The following is an 18290-nucleotide window of genomic DNA, read 5'->3' as shown; positions in this document are numbered from 1 at the left end:
ATTTAACTTTTTTCAATAAAATATTATGAAACACAAACTACTCTTCTTCTTTTTAATAGCTTCATTAGCTGTTTTTTCACAAATCCCTTCATATTACAACGATGTTAATTTGAATTTATCTGGTTCAGCATTAAAAAATGAGCTCGCTACTAAAATTATTAATACACATACAACAAACCTGTCATACACACCTGGTGTGTGGAATGCACTTAAACAAACTGATTTAGATCCTAACGACGCTAGTAAGGTTTTATTAATTTATGGGTATAGTGATACTGACGGTAATTATGTAACCGATAGAACTAGAAGTAAAGATGCTAATGGTGGTAGTGCTGGTACACAATGGAACAGAGAACATGTATACCCTAAATCATTAGGAAGTCCTAATTTAGGAACTTCTGGTCCTGGTGCAGATGCACATCATTTAAGACCTTCAGATATTTCTTTCAACTCTCAAAGAGGTAGTAAAAAGTTTGTAAATGGTTCTGGTAATGCTGGTAGTGTCTCTGGAGGTTGGTATCCAGGAGACGAATGGAAAGGTGATGTTGCTCGTATGATGATGTATATGTATTTACGCTACGGAAACCAATGTTTACCAACTGGTGTTGGAACAGGATCAACTATGGCTTCAGACTCTAACATGCTTGCTTTATTTATTCAATGGAATGTAGACGATCCAGTATCAGACTTTGAAAAGCAACGTAACCCTATTTTAGAAGGAATTCAAGGAAATCGTAATCCGTTTATTGACAACCCTGCATTTGCTACTAAAATTTGGGGAGGACCTCAAGCTGAAGATTTATTTGGAGGTGGTAGTGTATCAGACACACAAGCTCCTACTACTCCATCTAATTTAGCTGCTTCAAATATTACAGAAACTACAGTTGATTTAACTTGGTCAGCTTCTACTGATAATGTTGGTGTTTCAGGATATGATGTATACAATGGAACTACGAAAATTGCTACCGTTACAACAACTTCGTATAGCGTTACAGGTTTAACAGCAGCAACTAATTATACTTTTTCTGTAAAAGCTAAAGATGCTGCAGGTAATCAATCTACTTCTAGTAATTCTGTTTCTGTTACAACTAACACAAGTTCAGGTGGAGGAAATGGAACAGCTACAGATTTATTTATTTCTGAATATGTAGAAGGTTCTTCAAATAATAAAGCTATTGAAATTGCTAATTTCACTGGAGCCAGTGTAAACTTATCAGGGTATTCATTAAAGAAAGCTGCCAACGGTGGTGGATGGACCAATACATTAACTTTAAGTGGTCAATTAACAAATGGTAATGTTTATGTTATAGCTAATAGCAGTGCTTCTAGCACAATATTAAATAAAGCTGACAGAACAGATACTGGTGTAATTTCTTTTAACGGAAACGATGCTGTTGGTTTATTCAAAGGAAGTACTCTTATCGATTTGATTGGAGATCCTAATAGCTCTTCAACTTTTGCACAAGACAAAACAATGCAAAAAAAATCTTCTGTTACATCTCCTAACAGTGCATATACAACTTCTGAATGGAATATATTAGCAAAAGATACATTTAGCGGCTTGGGAAACCACAACATTGATGGAGGAACTTCTACCCCAGACACAACTGCTCCATCTGCGCCAACCAATGTTGCTGCTTCAAATATTACACAAACTTCTGTTAATTTAAGCTGGACTGCTTCAACTGACAATATTGGTGTTACAGGATATGACATATATCGAGGAAGTTCAAAAATAGCCACTGTTACTACTACAAGTTATTCTGTAAGTAAATTAACAGCCTCTACAAGCTATACTTTTTCTGTAAAAGCCAAAGATGCTGCAAACAATATTTCTTCTTCAAGTAATACGGTAAACATAACAACTCTAGCAAACACAATTTCTTATTGTAGTACTAAAGGGAATAATGTAAATTATGAATGGATTGACAATGTTGTTATTGGTGGAATTTCAAACGCTACTGGTGCCAATGGTGGATATGCTGACTTTACTTCTTTAACTGGAAACTTACCTTACGGAAGTAATACTATTGTAGTAAGCGCTGGATTTGCTAGTTCTTCATACACAGAATACTGGAAAGTTTGGATTGATTTTAATAAAAATGGAACTTTTGAATCTTCTGAAGAAGTTGTTAGTGGTTCTTCATCTAGCTCTGGTAATTTATCCTATAATTTTTCTGTCCCTACCTCTGCTTTAGCAGGTACCACAAGAATGCGTGTATCAATGAAATGGAATGCAGCTCCATCTGCTTGTGAGACTTTTTCTTATGGTGAAGTTGAAGATTATACTGTTAACATAGGTAGTAGCTCTAAAGGTTTAGGATACAACAACATCACTATCGATGGAAAGTTGGGCAATGAAGCTTCTATTTTTGATGCTAGTGTTTCACCAAACCCTAGTGTAGACTTTGTAAAAATTAAATTAGCTGATGACAGAAATGCTACTTTTAAAGTTACAACCTTAACAGGACAACAAGTTTTAACAGGAAAAGTTACTCATAATAATCTTGATGTTTCAAACTTACATAACGGCATATATATTCTTGAAGTAAACGACGGTCAAAAATCATTTACAAAAAAAATCATCAAGAAATAGTTTATAGTTATAGAATACTAAAAAGAGCTTCCAAAATTGGAAGCTCTTTATTTTTTTATTCGACTTAAAAGACTAAACTTCAATCGTAGTTTTTGTTTCCTTTGAAGAAAAAACATAAGTATATAACCACATAAGAGTAAATGTTGGCACAACATCTAACCCAGGCATCGCTTCTTCAATAAAAGCAATGGCTCCTGCTACTTTACCTTTATTTCCTTTATACATTTTTGTCATTATATACGCTGATGCTGGCGCCCAAACAATATCTGACAACTCTCCAAGCCCAGGTATTAAATAAGATACATACCCTATAGCGTCAAACAACAAACTTAATGCTAGTTTTTGGTACTTTTTTTCTTTATTCATTTAATATTAAATTAATTCTACACTAAACAAATCAAAATTCAAGCCAAAATTTATAACTTTTATCTTGTAAATTGATAAGTTTGTTCTAAAATACTAAAAACGAATGACTTTTTCTGATTTTATCAATCAAATAGAAAGATTGCAGCAAAAGCAACTAGGTGGTTTAACTTCTCAATTTAAGTTAGCTCCAAAATTAAGAACACGGTTTTCAGAAGAATTAATACTAAGCAAAAATCCAAGAAAAGCAGCTGTTTTAGCGTTATTTTACCCTGACAATGATAACCAAACACGCTTTTTACTTACTGAAAGAGCGAGTTATAATGGAGCGCATTCATCTCAAATTAGCTTTCCTGGTGGGAAATTTGACAAAGAGGATAGTAGCCTACAAACAACTGCTTTACGGGAAACTTTTGAAGAAGTTGGTATACACTATAAATCTATTGAAATAATACGACAAACTTCAGACGCATATATTCCTCCTAGTAACTTTTTAGTAGCTCCATTTATAGGTGTTTCAGAAAAAACACCTCATTTCACTCCAAACGAAGAAGTTGCAGAAATTATTGAAGTTTTATTAGCTGATTTATTAGACGATTCAAACTTGACTTCAGTAGAAATGGAAACCTCATACATGAAAAATATTGAGGTACCATGCTTTAAATTAAACGATTACATTGTATGGGGTGCAACTGCCATGATGCTTTCAGAAATTAAAGATTTATTTAAATAGTTTTTTTTATGGTTTTCTTTTGTAATTTAGCATTTACACTAATAAAACCAGATTATAAAAATGCCTTTATTTAAAAGGAATCCTTTTGGACATATATTGTTCATTAAAAGATTTTTAATACAAGTTCTCGGAGTTATTTCTCACGGACGTTACCGTAAGTTTAATGACCTGCAAATAGAGGGAATGGATGTTTTAAGAAGTCTCCCCGACCAAAAAGTACTATTTATCTCCAATCACCAAACCTATTTTGCCGATGTAGCAGCCATGTTTCACGTATTTAATGCCGCTTTAAAAGGTAGAGATGACAATATTAGAAACGTAGGGTATTTATGGAAACCTAAACTAAATATTTATTATGTTGCTGCAGGTGAAACCATGCGTTCTGGTTTGCTTCCTAAAATTTTTGCTTATGTAGGTTCTGTCTCTGTTGAAAGAACTTGGAGAAGCGCAGGAAAAGATGTAAACAGACAAGTAAAAATGTCTGACATTTCTAATATAGGAAAAGCTTTAGACGATGGCTGGGTAATTACCTTTCCACAAGGTACAACTACCCCTTTTAAGCCTATTCGTCGTGGTACAGCCCATATCATTAAAACCTACAAGCCTATTGTAGTTCCTATAGTAATTGACGGATTTAGACGTTCTTTTGACAAAAAAGGATTGATGATAAAAAAACGTAACGTGCTACAATCTATGGTTATTAAAGAACCTTTAGAAATTGATTACGAAAATGAAGATGTGGCTAGCATTGTTGAAAAAATTGAGTATGCAATAGAGCAACACCCATCTTTTTTAAAGGTGTTAACACCTAAACAACTTCAGGAACAAGAAGAGTTTATTGAAAAGAGACGTTTTTGGGGAGCTGATAAACCTAAAGAAAAAGAAAAGAAAGATTAATAACATTAAAATTAACGTTTAAGTTATGGCTGATAAATCTATTTTAAATGAAAAGTCTATTGACTTTTTAGAAAAATACTTGAATAATGCTGCTCCTACAGGATACGAGTGGGAAGGGCAAAAAATATGGATGGACTATTTAAAACCTTATGTTGACGAGTTTATTACCGACACTTATGGTTCTGCTGTAGGAATTATAAACCCTGATGCTAAATATAAAGTAGTTATTGAAGGACATGCTGATGAAATTTCTTGGTATGTAAACTATATTTCTGATGACGGATTAATTTATGTAATCCGTAACGGAGGTAGCGACCACCAAATTGCTCCTAGTAAAATTGTAAACATTCACACTAAAAACGGAATTGTAAAAGGTGTTTTCGGATGGCCAGCAATTCATACACGTAATAAAGCGAAAGAAGAGGCTCCAAAACCAGACAATATTTTTATTGATTGTGGTTGCAGCACTAAAGAAGAAGTTGAAAAATTAGGTGTGCATGTTGGTTGTGTTATTACCTACCCAGATGAGTTTCACATTCTAAACGAGAACAAGTTTGTATGTCGTGCTTTAGATAACCGTATGGGAGGTTTTATGATTGCTGAAGTAGCACGTTTATTACACGAAAACAAGAAAAAATTACCTTTCGGTTTATATATTACAAACTCTGTTCAAGAAGAAATTGGTTTGCGTGGTGCGGAAATGATTACCGAAACCATTAAGCCTAACGTAGCTATTGTTACTGATGTAACACATGACACTACCACACCAATGATTGATAAGAAAAAAGAAGGTCATTTAGAGTTAGGTAAAGGTCCTGTAGTAGCTTATGCTCCTGCGGTACAACAAAAATTACGAGATTTAATTATTGATACTGCCGAAGCTAACAAAATTCCTTTCCAACGCTCTGCCCTATCAAGAGCTACAGGAACTGACACTGATGCATTTGCATACAGCAATGGTGGAGTTGCTTCTGCTTTAATCTCTTTACCATTACGTTACATGCACACTACCGTTGAAATGGTACACCGTGAAGATGTTGAAAATGTAATTAAAATGATTTACGAAAGTTTATTAAAAATTGAAGACGGAGAAGATTTCTCTTACTTTAAATAATATAAATAATCAAACGTCATTACTTATTTGTAATGACGTTTTTTTTACCAGCTTTTTATGGATGAACTTATAGATATTGTCGATGAAAATGGAAACTATACAGGAAAAACTTGTTTAAAATCTGAGGCTCATAAACATGGTTACTTTCACCCTACTATCCATGTTTGGTTATACACTTCTAATAAACAAATACTTCTTCAAAAAAGAGCACTGACTAAAAAAGTATTTCCTGGTTTATGGGATATTTCGGTTGCAGGTCACATAGCTGCCGGTGAAAACATTAAAATTGCTGCTGTTAGAGAGGTTAAAGAAGAAATAGGTTTTGATATTCTTCCTGAAAACTTACATAAAATAGGTACTCGAAAACACATGGTAAATCACTCGAATGGAATTATTGATAATGAGTTTCATCATGTATTTATTGCTGAATTAACAGTTTCTGTCCAAGAATTAAAACTTCAAGAAGAGGAAGTAGCAGACTTAAAGCTATTTAGCTTAGAAACAATACTGCATACAAAAAACTACGAAAACTTATTACTTCCTCAATATCAAGACTATTATTCTTTTGTTCACAAACATATTTTAAATATTTTAACTTAATTTTTTAGCTTTAATAATTTAGTTTTAATTTTAAAATCAATTAGTTATATTTAGAATGAAAACTATCAAACTATGCTATCAAAACAAGAAAAGTCTGCGTTAAGGAGTAGGTTGTTTCGTCACTTAGACGGAATTGTTACTTGTCCAGCAGCTTACACTTTACATGAAAAAGGAATTACTAACTACTTATTAAAGAAGAAATCTGTTAGTTTAAATGAAATTACTTCCGAATTTAACGCTAATGACGGTTATTTAAATGTGGCTTTAAGAACATTGTGTTCTCAAGGCTGGTTAACACAACATGTAGATAATACACATAACACTGTTCAGTTCGAAATCAATGAAGCTTCAGCTATAGCTTTTTCTTATTTTCACTTATATAAAGAAGCTTTTTTATTGTTGAAATTTTCAGAAAATTATAGCGCTCGAAAATTTGAAATTGAACCTTATGAGAAGCTTGAAAAGCTTTATAAAAACTTTACAAACAACTTTGGAATTAAAACTCCATCAACTTCTGAAGAAAAAGAAATTGTAGCTCAGATCCTTACACATATCGAAGGTATTATTGTTGGTCCAACAACAGTTTTATTAGGTATGAGCGGTATGTTTCATAAATACTTTATGCAAACAAAATTCAGTGCTGATGAGTTTCATAAAGACGCTGATAATTTTAGTCGGCTACTTGATTTATTAACCAATCTAGGTTGGTTTTTCAAGACTAAAGACTCTTATGAGTTTACTGATGAAGGCTTGTTTTTTGCTCGAAGAGCAAGTGCTTACGGAGTTACAGTTTCCTACATCCCTACTCTTAGAAAATTAGACAAACTTATATTTGGAGACCCAGACATTTTTAGAACTTCAGAAATTGGAAATGACGAAATTCATGTAGATAGAGAAATGAATGTTTGGGGAAGCGGTGGCGCGCATTCTACCTACTTTAAAGTAATCGATGAGATTATTATTTACCTATTTAATAAACCTATCAACGAACAACCTAAAGGTATTTTAGATGTTGGCTGTGGTAATGGTGCATTTTTAAAACATTTATTTAATGTAATTGAACATCAGACTAAAAGAGGTACTATGCTAGAAGATTATCCTCTTTTACTTATTGGTGTCGATTATAACGAAGCTGCCTTAAAAATAACTCGTAAAAACCTAGTGCAAGCAGATATTTGGGCTAAAGTGATTTGGGGAGATATTGGAAATCCGAAAGCTCTCTCGGAAGATTTACAAGATAAATATGGTATTAATCTTTCTGACTTATTGAATGTTCGTACCTTTTTAGATCACAACAGAATTTGGCAAGAGCCTGCTCCTAATGATAATTCAACTATTACCAATTCAACTGGAGCTTATGCTTACAGAGGAAAACGTTTGAATAACAACTTGGTAGTAGAGTCTTTAAAACAACATTTTACCAAGTGGAAACCGTATATCTGTAAGTTTGGTTTGTTACTTATTGAATTACACACATCAAAACCTGAGTTGGTTGCTAAAAACTTAGGAAAAACAGCGGCTACCGCCTATGATGCTACGCATGGTTATTCTGATCAGTACATTATTGAGCTTGATGAATACATGAATGCTATGGAAGCTATTGGGTTGACTCATGATAAAAACACGTTTAGAAAATTTCCAAACTCGGAATTAGCTACAGTTTCTATAAATCTTTTTAAGTAAAAAAGCTAGAGTAGTTAAACTACTCTAGCTTTTATAAAAGATAAGTTCAATTTATCTAAATGTTAAACTGGAATTCCTTATAAATAGACGATGAGTTTCCATTTTTATCTAAGACCACAACCATTAAAAAATAAGTCGTGTTATAATCAATACTTTGTTTTTCAATAAAAGTACTTTCTGTTTCTTTTATCAATTCAACTGTATCTTTTGACTCCCCTAAATATACTTTGTATTTTAAAATGTCATTATCAAGATCAGATGCTTCCCAACTGATATTAATCGTACCATCTTTATTATCTTCTAATGTTATACTCGCAGGAAATGGAGCATGATTAGAAACAGAAACTCCTTCTGTATAAAAATTCCAAGCACTATTACTCTGTTTTCCTTTATTTTGTATAATAGCAGTTACATTCCAAGAAAATTTTGTTGCTTTTGGCAAAATAACACTCATAGAATTAGTGTTAGTCATCTTTTCAATTCTATTTCCACTTTCAGTGTTAGTAAGTACCACTTCATAAGATATAGCATTTGTAGAATTACTCCATTTTAAAGGAATAGAAACTTCGGTATCAGATACTTCAGTTCCTTCTGTACAAAGCGTATTATTTTCAGGAAAAACTAACTCAAAAGCCCCTAATTCTGGTTCTGATGGTACTGGATCTTCACTTCCCCCTCCTCCACAAGAAATTAAAATTAATTGTATAAATAGTATAAATATTAGTTTTCTCATTTTTTGAATATTTTTGTGTTAACGGTTTGTGTTGAAGTAGTAACTGTTACAAGATACATTCCTGTAGCTAGAGTATCCATTGGTAATCTAGCTCCTCCATTATAAACATCAAGCTTAGCTGATAACACAGTAGCTCCCTCAAGGCTTCTTACGGCTACTATGGCAGAATTACCTGTAACACCAGAAATGTTTAGGTAATTTGTAACTGGAATAGGGTACAATGTAATACTTTTAACTGTAACGCTCTTGTTATAAACACCTTGACATGGTTTATTTGTTGTTATCTCTACAGAATTATTTCCATTATTTAGATTAACTGTTATTTCTCGTTCACCAGTATCTTTAAAAGTATACAAATACTCTTTATTATTAATTGTTACTTTATAGTTTTCACTACCTGATACTTGATAAGTAAGTGAAGTGCCTTTTAAACTCGCTTGAGAAACTTTTAAGGCTACTGGAGCACTAACCATTACATTATAACATTGGCTGAAACTAGGTAACTCTGACGCGGTAACACATATTTCATAACTTCCTACAGGTAACTCTGTAATTTCTAATCCAGAAGTATAGTTTACATTTTCAAAAGTTTTATTTATTACACCTTGTCCTACCAAAATTACTTTATAAATATAATTCTTTTTAAATGAAAGGTTTACAATACCGTTACTTTTATCTGGACAAGTGGTACTGCTTACCATGACCTGAATATCACTAGGCACTATATCAATTAATTGGTATTGAGCACAACCATTAACATCAACAATGCTTCCTTCACTTGTATTAGGACATTGATCAACATTATTGAATACACCATCATTATCATCATCTAATTGACTCTCCGAACATCCGTCTACATTTACCGGTTCTCCTGTTGGAGTATTAGGGCATAAATCTTTGTCATTATTTATTCCATCATTATCATCATCTAACTGACTTTCGGAACATCCATTAGAGTTTACCGACTCTCCTGCTGGGGTATTTAGACATAAATCATCTACATCCTTTATTCCATCACCATCTAAATCTGATGGATCCACATTTAATATTATTCTGTTTTTCGTCAATTTTAAGTCAGTAATAAGACTATTACTAATAACACAATCATAAACACCCTTATCAGTTAATTTTAAACTCTCAATAACATACTCTCTGCTTTTAGCACCATTAATATCTACCCCATCTTTACGCCATTGATAAGTATTGTTAGTACTTTTAGTAGCTTCAACAGTTAATCTAACTTCATCTTCTTCTATTACTGTAATTATTTCTTCCGTATCAATATTCGACTGAGGTTGGTAAAAGAAACCAAATAATGTTTTATAAGTATTAAATTCATTTTCAAAATCTTCAAAAACGAATTGATTATCTTGAATATCCAAAATTTGTAATTTAGTCAAACTCGTAAGATCTGGAATAACTCCTGATAATTTGTTTCCTCCTAATTCTAGTAATTGTAAATTACTAAAAGTATTAATAAATTGAGGTATTTGACCAGTAAGCTTATTTCTAGAAAAATCTAGAGAATAAAGAGCTGTTAATTTAGAAAAAGAAGCAGGTATTTCTCCTTCTATATTCCCATATATTCTTAAACTTTTTAGTTTGATTAAATCCCCTATTGAAGCAGGCATTAATCCAGTCAAAGGTATATTAAATGAGAGGCTTTCTAGATTAACAAGCGCTCCAATTTCATCTGGTATACTACCTGACATTTTATAAGCTCTAATACTTAATTCTTTTAGTTTAGTCAAATTACTTATTGTCGTAGGTATACTTCCTGTTAATTCATTATTAAATAAAGTCAACCTTTCTAAATTGGTTAAATCTAATATATTTTCTGGAAAATCACCTTCAGAAGAAAGATCCACATTACTTAAATATAGAGATGTAAGATTTATAAGCTCCGATAAATCATCAGGAAAATCCAATGTAAGCATGTTTCCATGACCATCAATTTTAACATTTTTTAATGATATTATATTAAAAAGACAACTTGGTATAACACCAGTTAAGTTAAGTTGATCTATATTTATCTCTTCAATCTTCGTAAGATTACATAAACTAGAAGGAATGCTTCCTGTGAGCCCATTACTAGTAGAACCTAACCCTAAAAGCGTTAATTTTCTAAGTTCTGTTAGATTTCCAAGATCATCTGGTAAAGTCCCATTAAGCTTTCTATACCTAATATCTAATTCTGTAACTCTACCAACTGTATTTACTGTAACTCCTTCCCAAGTACTTATATCTGCATTGAGATCCCAAGGATTTGTCCAATTTGCCCCATCAGTAGCATTATAAAATGCTATAAGGGCATTTTTATCATGTATTACACCTTTAGATTTAACTTTTAATGTTATTTCATTTTTCAATAATATTAAGTCGGTAATAATACTATTTTTTATAACACAATCATATACTCCATTATCATTAAAACCTAAATTATTTATTGTATAAGAACGATTCGTTGCTCCATTAATTTCAACACCATCTTTACGCCATTGATATGAATTATTAGTACTATTGGTTGCTTCTGCAATTAAAGTAATAGATTCTTCTTCTATTACCGTAATATTTTGCTCTTCATCTATTTTAAGTTGTGGTTGGTAAGAAAAAATATATGGTATTTGATTTTTGTAGTTTGTATATTCATTTTCAAAATCTTTGAAAACAAATTTATTATTATCAAACTCTAAGTTCTGTAAATTTGTTAATGTTGTAAAATCAGGAATAGTTCCTGACAAGTTATTATGACTGAAATCTAAACTTGTTAAAGTATTAAAAGTATTAATATAAGAAGGGATATGACCCGTTAGTTTATTTCTAGAAAGATCCAGAGCACGAAGAGATGTTAATTTTGAAAAAGAAGATGGTATTTCACCTTCAATATTTGTTGATACTATTGTTAAACTATTCAACTTAGTTAAATCACCTATTGAAGAAGGTATCACTCCAGTTAACGCCCCACTATGTCTAAGTGAAAGCTCTGTTAAATTACTAAGTAGCCCTATCTGTTCAGGTATGTTTCCAGTTAATCTAGTAATATAAAGAGATAATTTTTCTAAATTGGTTAAATCTAAAATACTCATTGGAAATCCTCCATTAGATGAAAGATCTATTCGACTCAAACTTAGAGTTGTAAGATTTGTAAGGTTTGATAAATCATCAGGAAAATCTAGAGTTAATAAAGGACTATTACCTATTAAATATACACTTCTCAATGATGCTATAGTAAAAAGACAACTCGGTACTGCTCCTGTCAATCCTGGCATATCTATTATAACATCTTCAACTTTTACAAGGTTACAAATACTATCAGGAATACTACCTCTCACACTACTAGAAGAACCTTCATTAAGATGTAATTTGATCAATTCTGTTAGGTTTCCTAATTCATTTGGTAATTCTCCATTAAGTTTTCTATAATTAAGTGATAAACTTGTTACTCTTCCTAAGGAATTTACCGTTACTCCTTCCCAAGAATTCATAGCTTCATTAAGATTCCATGAGTCTGTCCAATTTGCGCCATCAGTAGCATCATATAACGATATAAGAGCATTTCTATCGTTTATAGCTCCAATTGTATTGTAATTAATAATGTTTCTCTTTAAAGTAAGGTTTGGTACATTGGCATTCTTTACTTCACAGTAATACACACCTGCATCAGTTAAAGTTGATCCTGTAATTTGATAGGTAGGATTAGTAGCTCCTCCAATTGGAACATCATTTTTATACCACTGATAGGTATTATTAGCGCTTGTTAACCCTGTAATTGAAAAACTAATATTTTCTCCTACATTTAATTCAATTGTTTCTATTTCACCAACTCTATTTTGAGGACTATAGGTAAGTGTAGCAACATTATCTTCTAAAACTTTAGCTATATTGTCAAAAGATGGAACTCTTTCAAACACAGAAAAATTAATATTGTTATTACTGATATCTAAAGTGTTTATTCTGAATAAAGAAACATTAGTATAATCTGGTAAATCTGTTAATAGGTTATTAGATACAAAAACTTCACCTACGTTTGCAATTGATTCTCCAATCTCCACTGGTAACTTACCTGTCAATTTATTATGGCTTAAATTGATTTCAACAAAATGTCTCTCATTAAGCGTAAAAAGCTCTACAGGTATATTCCCTGTTAATTGGTTATTTTGAAGGTATAAGTAATTAAGATCTTTTGCATTCCCCAAAGCACTAGGAATAGCACTAGTCAAGTTATTATTTGAAAGATTTAGTGTATTTAAGCTTTTTAAGTTACCTAAATCAGCAGGTATAGATCCACTTAAATTATTATTTAAAAGATTTATCTCATCCACATGTCTTTCGGCTCCTGAAGCACCAAAAACAACACTGGTAACCACTCCATACCAATTCTGTGGAGAGTCATTCAAATCCCATTTGTTTGTCCAATTTGCTCCATCTGTAGCATTATAAAGCGCTATTAAAGCATCTTTATCACTTTGAGAAATTTCTTGAGCATTTACATATACGCCAAAAAGGACTAGCGTAAAAAGTAGTAGTCTTTTCATATAATTTTTTTAATATTCAGCGTCAAAAGTAATTAAAGTTACCTCAATCACAAAAAATTACTTTCCATTTAGTTTGTACTTACTTAGAAATCTATTTTTATCAGTCTTTTTAAATAGAAAAGCGGGGTTTAAACCTCGCTTTTCTATAATTTATATGACTCTTTTCAATATTCTATTTCTCCACGGTATTTTCTTTTACCGATAATAAGTTTGCAAATAACTTATAAGCTCCTGAAACTCCTGCTGGAAGCTCTCTAAAGAAGCTTAACCCTGTATAGATATAGTTTCCTTTACCATATTTAGCAACTAACAAACTTCCTTTTTTTACTGACTCCCCTTTATCATACATAGATAATATCGAAGTGTATTCTTTACTCCATTTGTTAGGAAAATATAAGCCTCGTTCTTGTACCCAACCATCAAAATCAGCTTCAGTAATTTTGTTTGGGTAATTTAAAATAGAATGTTCTTTAGCTAACAAGGTTACTTTAGAATGTTCGTCTGTTACTCTATCACGTGATAATTGTAATTCATACGGCGCTTGTACATCTACTCCTCTATTCGTGTTGTATTGCACTATTAAATTTCCACCATTTTTTACATATTCTAACAAGTATTTTTGCTTAAACTGCAATTCTTTTATAGTGTTATATGCCCTAATACCAACAACAACTGCGTCAAATTGCTCTAAATTTCCATTAATCTCATTTACATTCAACTCTGTTACCTCATAGCCAATTTGTTGTAAACTTTCTGGAATAGCATCTCCTGAACCTTGTATATACCCTATTCTTGTACCGTTCTTTTTTATATCCATACGTACAACTTTTGCTTGTGATGGTAATAATACTGACTGTTTAGGAATATGACTATAATTAATTTCTATCAATTCTTTATCATAACTTTTACCTTCAACTTTTGCTATAGCTTTTAAAACTCCTTCTGATTCATTTTGTGTTGGAGTAACCATAAAGTCAATCAACTGAATATCTCCCTTTTGGTCTATAGAAAATTTTGCTTCGTTTGGAGTAACTTTCCACCCTTTTGGTGCTTTTAGAGTAACTATTCCATTTGTATTTTTCGCTCCAGAACGAATTTCTACAGTTACTTTTTGAGATTTTTCTGAAGAAAAAACAAGTACCTTATTCAATAGCTTTGTTGTTACTTTCGGTAACACCTCAAAAGGTTCATAAATTTCTCCTTTATCTCTTTTAGCGTATCTATGTACCACTGGAATTGTAAATGCAATTGGTTGGTCTTCAATTATAATATTGTATTGAATTTGAATTGGCCTTAAAGACTCTGGATTACCTATTAATTTTTGATCGTTTACTTTGTACATTCCCAAATCCCACTGAGTAGCTAACCAATATGGCGAAGAGTAAGAAACATCTTTAGTGATATTGATTTTACTTTTAAAGTTTTGTTTACTATTGGGTGCTAAATCCAATTCTTTTTTGATGTTTTTCCCTTCAGGAAGAATGGTAATTGACGACAACTCCATAGAAATAAAGCTTCTATTTAGTGCTTCAAAATTTACATTAATTGTACTACTTGGAATTGAACTAGAACTTTCTGCCGATGCTTCTAAATATAAACCTGCACAAGCTTTGATAATTTCATTCAATTCTTTTGTCTTAATAGTTCTCCAATGCGTATTTTTTAATTGCCTAACTTTTTTGTATGCCTTTAACAAGTCTGGCAGGTGCTTTGATGGATTTACAAAATCAAAATTTTGTTCAACATCATATAAAATATCTCCTATTTCTCCTCCACCATCTACTCTATTCCATGTTGTATTTATTCCTGAAAAAATATCTTTTTTGTCTTTAGGAAATTCTCCTTTTAAAAACTCTACATATTCTGTTTGACTTCCTCTAGTGGTTAACCTTCCAAACCCTTGGCATAAATGTTGACTGCTTGCTATTGCTGCTACTTCATTATTAGACAATCCTTTTAAAGGGTAGTACGTTCCTATATCAAAGCTTAACATATTACTTTTGTCTGCTTTTTCAAAAGCTTCTTCACTTCCGTAAAACCACCAAGAAGTATTAAAAAACAACCTATTAGGCCTCCATGTATCTGTATACTTTAATTGCTCAGGGTATTTTGATTTATCATTAGCTAAATCAAAAGCTTCAACACTTAACATCGCTGATGAAGTATGGTGACCATGCGTTGTTCCTGGTGTTCTATGATTAAAACGATTGATAATCACATCGGGTTTGAAAGTACGAATTGCCCAAACTACATCGGCTAAAACTTTATCTTTATCCCAAATTTTTAACGTTTCATCAGGGTGTTTTGAATATCCAAAATCATTAGCTCTAGAAAAACGTTGTTCTCCTCCATCTACATTTCTTGCAGCTAACAGCTCTTGAGTACGAATAACTCCCAAAAGTTCACGCATTTCAGGACCTATTAAATTTTGCCCTCCATCTCCACGGGTTAACGACAAATATCCTGTTCTTGCCTTTTCATGATTAGATAAATATGCGATCAAACGAGTATTTTCATCATCAGGATGCGCAGCGATGTATAATGCAGAGCCTAAAAAGTTTAATTTTTGAACTTTCTCGTAAATCTGATTTGAAGTAAGTTTTTGCGGTTTTTGTGCGCTTATTGTTAGTGAAATCAATAAAAAAGATAGTAATAAAAGTACTTTTTTGTGCATTTTTAATAGTTTGAATACTACACAAATGTAACTTTTTTAACTAAAGTATAAAGCACATTAACAAAATGCTAACATATTGGAAAGTAACATCTATATGTTAAGCAATAAAAAAACTCAAACTTCACTTGAAGTTTGAGTTTTTTTTGCCTTTTAAAAATATGTTTTATTGTATATAGTAATATTTTCTGTCATATCTATTTCCGATAACTTCAAATTCTATGGATTCACCCTTATACCCAAAATTCATATCTACTAAGTAAAAATTTTTATCAAAAATAAACTTATACTTATTAACCCCTACTCTTTCCCATTGAAATTCTTCTAACTCTTCTATACATTCGCCTGTTGAACTATTAGAACTAAACCAGTCTCTTTTAACCTTGTTATTACTGAAAAATTCAATAGTACTTAATTTTTCGCAACTTGTAAGAGTCATCGGAATATCTGTCTCCTCTAACTTATCAAATACTTCTGCTTCTCTTAAAAATCTTTTTCCTAAAATAGGATCCTCAATAACAACTTCATTACTTTTAGTTTTGCTTCCTCCACCTTTAACAACTAGATATATAGTAACAGGAAAACTCACAGTATTATCTAAGTATAAACTTCCATTATAGTTATTTCCTCCTTCATATCCCGTAGTTATTGTCTCTGAGTCTTTTAATTGCCCATTCATGTATAACTCAAAAGTTAATTTCCCTCCTTCTTCAAACTCATCTGACCGAATACTTAACGAGCTTCCTACATTACTCCAGTTTATTTCTATAAACGGATTACTAGACGCTAAATCATCACTATTACTGCATGAAGAAAATGACAATAGTAGTACTAAGGAAAAAATTAATGCAATTTTTGTTTTTGTAAAATACATTTTCATAGTTTTAAATTTTAATTTGACGCGAAGATAGTTTTTTAATCTAAAAAATACTCATCTTTAAAACCTATTAAATACAATTTTTCTTGTGCACGGGTAACAGCCGTATATAACCAACGTAAATATTCAACCGAAGCTCCATCTGGCAAGTATGGTTGTTCTATAAAAACTGTTTTCCATTGACCTCCTTGAGATTTATGACAGGTCATTGCGTAAGAGAACTTTACCTGAAGCGCATTGAAATACTTATTTTTCTTAACACCCATAAATTGCTTGTACTTTGATTTTTCATGTGCAAAATCTTCTTTTACAGCTTCATATAATCGGTTAGATTCTTCATACGTTAATGACGGACTTTCACTTGTAAGAGTATCTAACAACAACACTGTTTCAAAAGGTTTCATATCAGGATAATCAATCATGCGAACTTCAACTTCTGCAAACTTAAAGCCGTATAATTCTTTAATTGAATTGATACGCATAACTTCACAAATATCTCCATTTGCTATAAATCCTGCCGAAGAAGAGTCTTTTAACCAGTAGTAATTATTTTTCACTACCATCACGTAATCTCCTGTAGAAATTTCATTTTCTTGTCCACGAATTTTAGTTCTAATCTGTTGATTGTATTGATTAGCTCTCTTATTTGAACGTACAATAATAGCAGTATCTTCCACTCCTATATCTCCATCATAAGCCATTGTTATAGCATCTTGAATATCATAACCATCTTGTAGACGAATAATGTCGGGATAATTTAAATCAAATTGAAAATGTATTGAATCATTCTGAATTAACAAACGTAAATCGGTTGCATTAGCCAAAATCCCTGAGCCTTCTTCTTGTCTAACCACTTCGTCTAACTCAATTTCTGTAACTTCTTTATTAAACTCAAACGAAAGTTTGTCAGCTTCTAAAGCTGGACTCATAGTTAACTTTACAGGTGGTAACTGTGCCGTATCTCCAATAAAAATAATTTTACAATTTTTTCCTGAGTATACATATGAGATTAAATCATCCAATAAAGAACCATTTTCAAATAATTTCGCGTTCTGCTTTTCATCAGAAATCATAGAAGCTTCATCTACAATGAAAAGAGTATCAGTATGCTTATTAGGTTGCATTACAAAATTTACAGCGCCACTACTTTGCTTTTTAGGAAAGTATATTTTTTTATGAATCGTAAATGCCTGTCGGTTAGAATATCCTGAAATTACTTTCGCTGCACGACCTGTTGGCGCTAGTAAAACTGCTTTTTGTCCTATTTTCCATAAATTATGTACAACGGTACTTATTATTGTTGTTTTACCTGTTCCTGCATACCCTTTTAATAAAAATAAAGCGCGATTATCTTCTGAAAAAATAAAGTCTGTTAAGACATCTAGTAACTCATTTTGTTTTTCTGTAGGCGAATACGGGAATTTTTGTAGTATTTCTTTATAAAATTTCGGAGCAGTTTGTATCATATATCAAATAATATTCAAAGAT

The 18290-nt window shown here is 31.8% G+C and carries 12 protein-coding genes; 6 read left to right on the top strand and 6 right to left on the bottom strand.

The window, feature by feature from the left end:
- Positions 1 to 25: 25 nt before the first annotated feature.
- Positions 26 to 2596 (top strand): endonuclease, encoded by a 2571-nt coding sequence (locus ABHQ57_RS08720; RefSeq protein ID WP_389863330.1) that lies wholly within the window; start codon positions 26 to 28, stop codon positions 2594 to 2596.
- 72 nt (positions 2597 to 2668) lie between these two features.
- Here ABHQ57_RS08720 and ABHQ57_RS08715 read toward each other — a convergent pair whose 3' ends face one another.
- Positions 2669 to 2962: a hypothetical protein gene (locus tag ABHQ57_RS08715; RefSeq protein ID WP_073182871.1), complete on the bottom strand. Its 294-nt coding sequence runs from the start codon at positions 2960 to 2962 to the stop codon at positions 2669 to 2671.
- A 103-nt stretch (positions 2963 to 3065) separates the two neighbouring features.
- On the opposite strand from ABHQ57_RS08715, the gene ABHQ57_RS08710 reads away from it, so the two are divergent.
- From ABHQ57_RS08710 to ABHQ57_RS08690, 5 genes are all read left to right on the top strand, one after another.
- Positions 3066 to 3692, top strand: coding sequence for a CoA pyrophosphatase (locus ABHQ57_RS08710; RefSeq protein ID WP_167713922.1), 627 nt, complete (start codon positions 3066 to 3068; stop codon positions 3690 to 3692).
- 60 nt (positions 3693 to 3752) lie between these two features.
- Complete coding sequence (locus ABHQ57_RS08705) at positions 3753 to 4589, top strand: 1-acyl-sn-glycerol-3-phosphate acyltransferase (RefSeq protein ID WP_047789545.1); 837 nt, start codon at positions 3753 to 3755, stop codon at positions 4587 to 4589.
- 25 nt (positions 4590 to 4614) lie between these two features.
- A complete protein-coding gene (locus ABHQ57_RS08700) occupies positions 4615 to 5703 on the top strand; it encodes a M42 family metallopeptidase (RefSeq protein ID WP_047789544.1) in 1089 nt (362 codons plus the stop codon).
- A gap of 57 nt (positions 5704 to 5760) precedes the next feature.
- A complete protein-coding gene (locus tag ABHQ57_RS08695) occupies positions 5761 to 6303 on the top strand; it encodes an NUDIX domain-containing protein (protein WP_073182877.1) in 543 nt (180 codons plus the stop codon).
- Positions 6304 to 6375: 72 nt separating this feature from the next.
- Positions 6376 to 7986, top strand: coding sequence for a class I SAM-dependent methyltransferase (locus ABHQ57_RS08690; protein ID WP_167713923.1), 1611 nt, complete (start codon positions 6376 to 6378; stop codon positions 7984 to 7986).
- A gap of 55 nt (positions 7987 to 8041) precedes the next feature.
- On the opposite strand, the gene ABHQ57_RS08685 is transcribed toward ABHQ57_RS08690, so the two are convergent.
- The 5 genes from ABHQ57_RS08685 to ABHQ57_RS08665 form a co-directional block, all read right to left on the bottom strand.
- The gene (locus tag ABHQ57_RS08685) at positions 8042 to 8719 is read right to left on the bottom strand and encodes a fibronectin type III domain-containing protein (RefSeq protein ID WP_073182882.1); all 678 of its coding nucleotides are present in this window, start codon (positions 8717 to 8719) and stop codon (positions 8042 to 8044) included.
- Positions 8716 to 13254 carry an immunoglobulin domain-containing protein gene (locus tag ABHQ57_RS08680; RefSeq protein WP_167713924.1) on the bottom strand — a complete coding sequence of 1513 codons (4539 nt, stop codon included), beginning with the start codon at positions 13252 to 13254 and terminating at the stop codon, positions 8716 to 8718. The genes ABHQ57_RS08685 and ABHQ57_RS08680 overlap by 4 nt, the downstream gene beginning before the upstream one ends.
- Before the next feature lie 172 nt (positions 13255 to 13426).
- A complete protein-coding gene (locus ABHQ57_RS08675) occupies positions 13427 to 15928 on the bottom strand; it encodes a PIG-L family deacetylase (protein ID WP_389863322.1) in 2502 nt (833 codons plus the stop codon).
- A 163-nt stretch (positions 15929 to 16091) separates the two neighbouring features.
- Positions 16092 to 16805 carry a hypothetical protein gene (locus ABHQ57_RS08670; RefSeq protein ID WP_073182890.1) on the bottom strand — a complete coding sequence of 238 codons (714 nt, stop codon included), beginning with the start codon at positions 16803 to 16805 and terminating at the stop codon, positions 16092 to 16094.
- 35 nt (positions 16806 to 16840) lie between these two features.
- On the bottom strand, positions 16841 to 18268 hold the full coding sequence (locus tag ABHQ57_RS08665; RefSeq protein ID WP_159495262.1) for an ATP-dependent RecD-like DNA helicase: 1428 nt from the start codon (positions 18266 to 18268) through the stop codon (positions 16841 to 16843).
- Positions 18269 to 18290 lie beyond the last annotated feature (22 nt).

The sequence above is a fragment of the Tenacibaculum sp. ZH5_bin.1 genome, from assembly GCF_042865525.1.
GTDB lineage: Bacteria > Bacteroidota > Bacteroidia > Flavobacteriales > Flavobacteriaceae > Polaribacter > Polaribacter mesophilus.
Note: the sequence above shows the minus strand (reverse complement) of the source record. Positions and strands in the feature narration are given on the sequence as shown.

Excerpts from the sequence above, each read along its gene's own strand:
- ABHQ57_RS08705 (WP_047789545.1), top strand. The coding sequence starts at position 3,753 with ATGCCTTTATTTAAAAGGAATCCTTTTGGACATATATTGTTCATTAAA.
- ABHQ57_RS08665 (WP_159495262.1), bottom strand. The coding sequence starts at position 18,268 with ATGATACAAACTGCTCCGAAATTTTATAAAGAAATACTACAAAAATTC.
- ABHQ57_RS08670 (WP_073182890.1), bottom strand. The coding sequence starts at position 16,805 with ATGAAAATGTATTTTACAAAAACAAAAATTGCATTAATTTTTTCCTTA.
- ABHQ57_RS08675 (WP_389863322.1), bottom strand. The coding sequence starts at position 15,928 with ATGCACAAAAAAGTACTTTTATTACTATCTTTTTTATTGATTTCACTA.
- ABHQ57_RS08695 (WP_073182877.1), top strand. The coding sequence starts at position 5,761 with ATGGATGAACTTATAGATATTGTCGATGAAAATGGAAACTATACAGGA.
- ABHQ57_RS08690 (WP_167713923.1), top strand. The coding sequence starts at position 6,376 with ATGCTATCAAAACAAGAAAAGTCTGCGTTAAGGAGTAGGTTGTTTCGT.
- ABHQ57_RS08710 (WP_167713922.1), top strand. The coding sequence starts at position 3,066 with ATGACTTTTTCTGATTTTATCAATCAAATAGAAAGATTGCAGCAAAAG.
- ABHQ57_RS08715 (WP_073182871.1), bottom strand. The coding sequence starts at position 2,962 with ATGAATAAAGAAAAAAAGTACCAAAAACTAGCATTAAGTTTGTTGTTT.
- ABHQ57_RS08700 (WP_047789544.1), top strand. The coding sequence starts at position 4,615 with ATGGCTGATAAATCTATTTTAAATGAAAAGTCTATTGACTTTTTAGAA.
- ABHQ57_RS08685 (WP_073182882.1), bottom strand. The coding sequence starts at position 8,719 with ATGAGAAAACTAATATTTATACTATTTATACAATTAATTTTAATTTCT.
- ABHQ57_RS08720 (WP_389863330.1), top strand. The coding sequence starts at position 26 with ATGAAACACAAACTACTCTTCTTCTTTTTAATAGCTTCATTAGCTGTT.
- ABHQ57_RS08680 (WP_167713924.1), bottom strand. The coding sequence starts at position 13,254 with ATGAAAAGACTACTACTTTTTACGCTAGTCCTTTTTGGCGTATATGTA.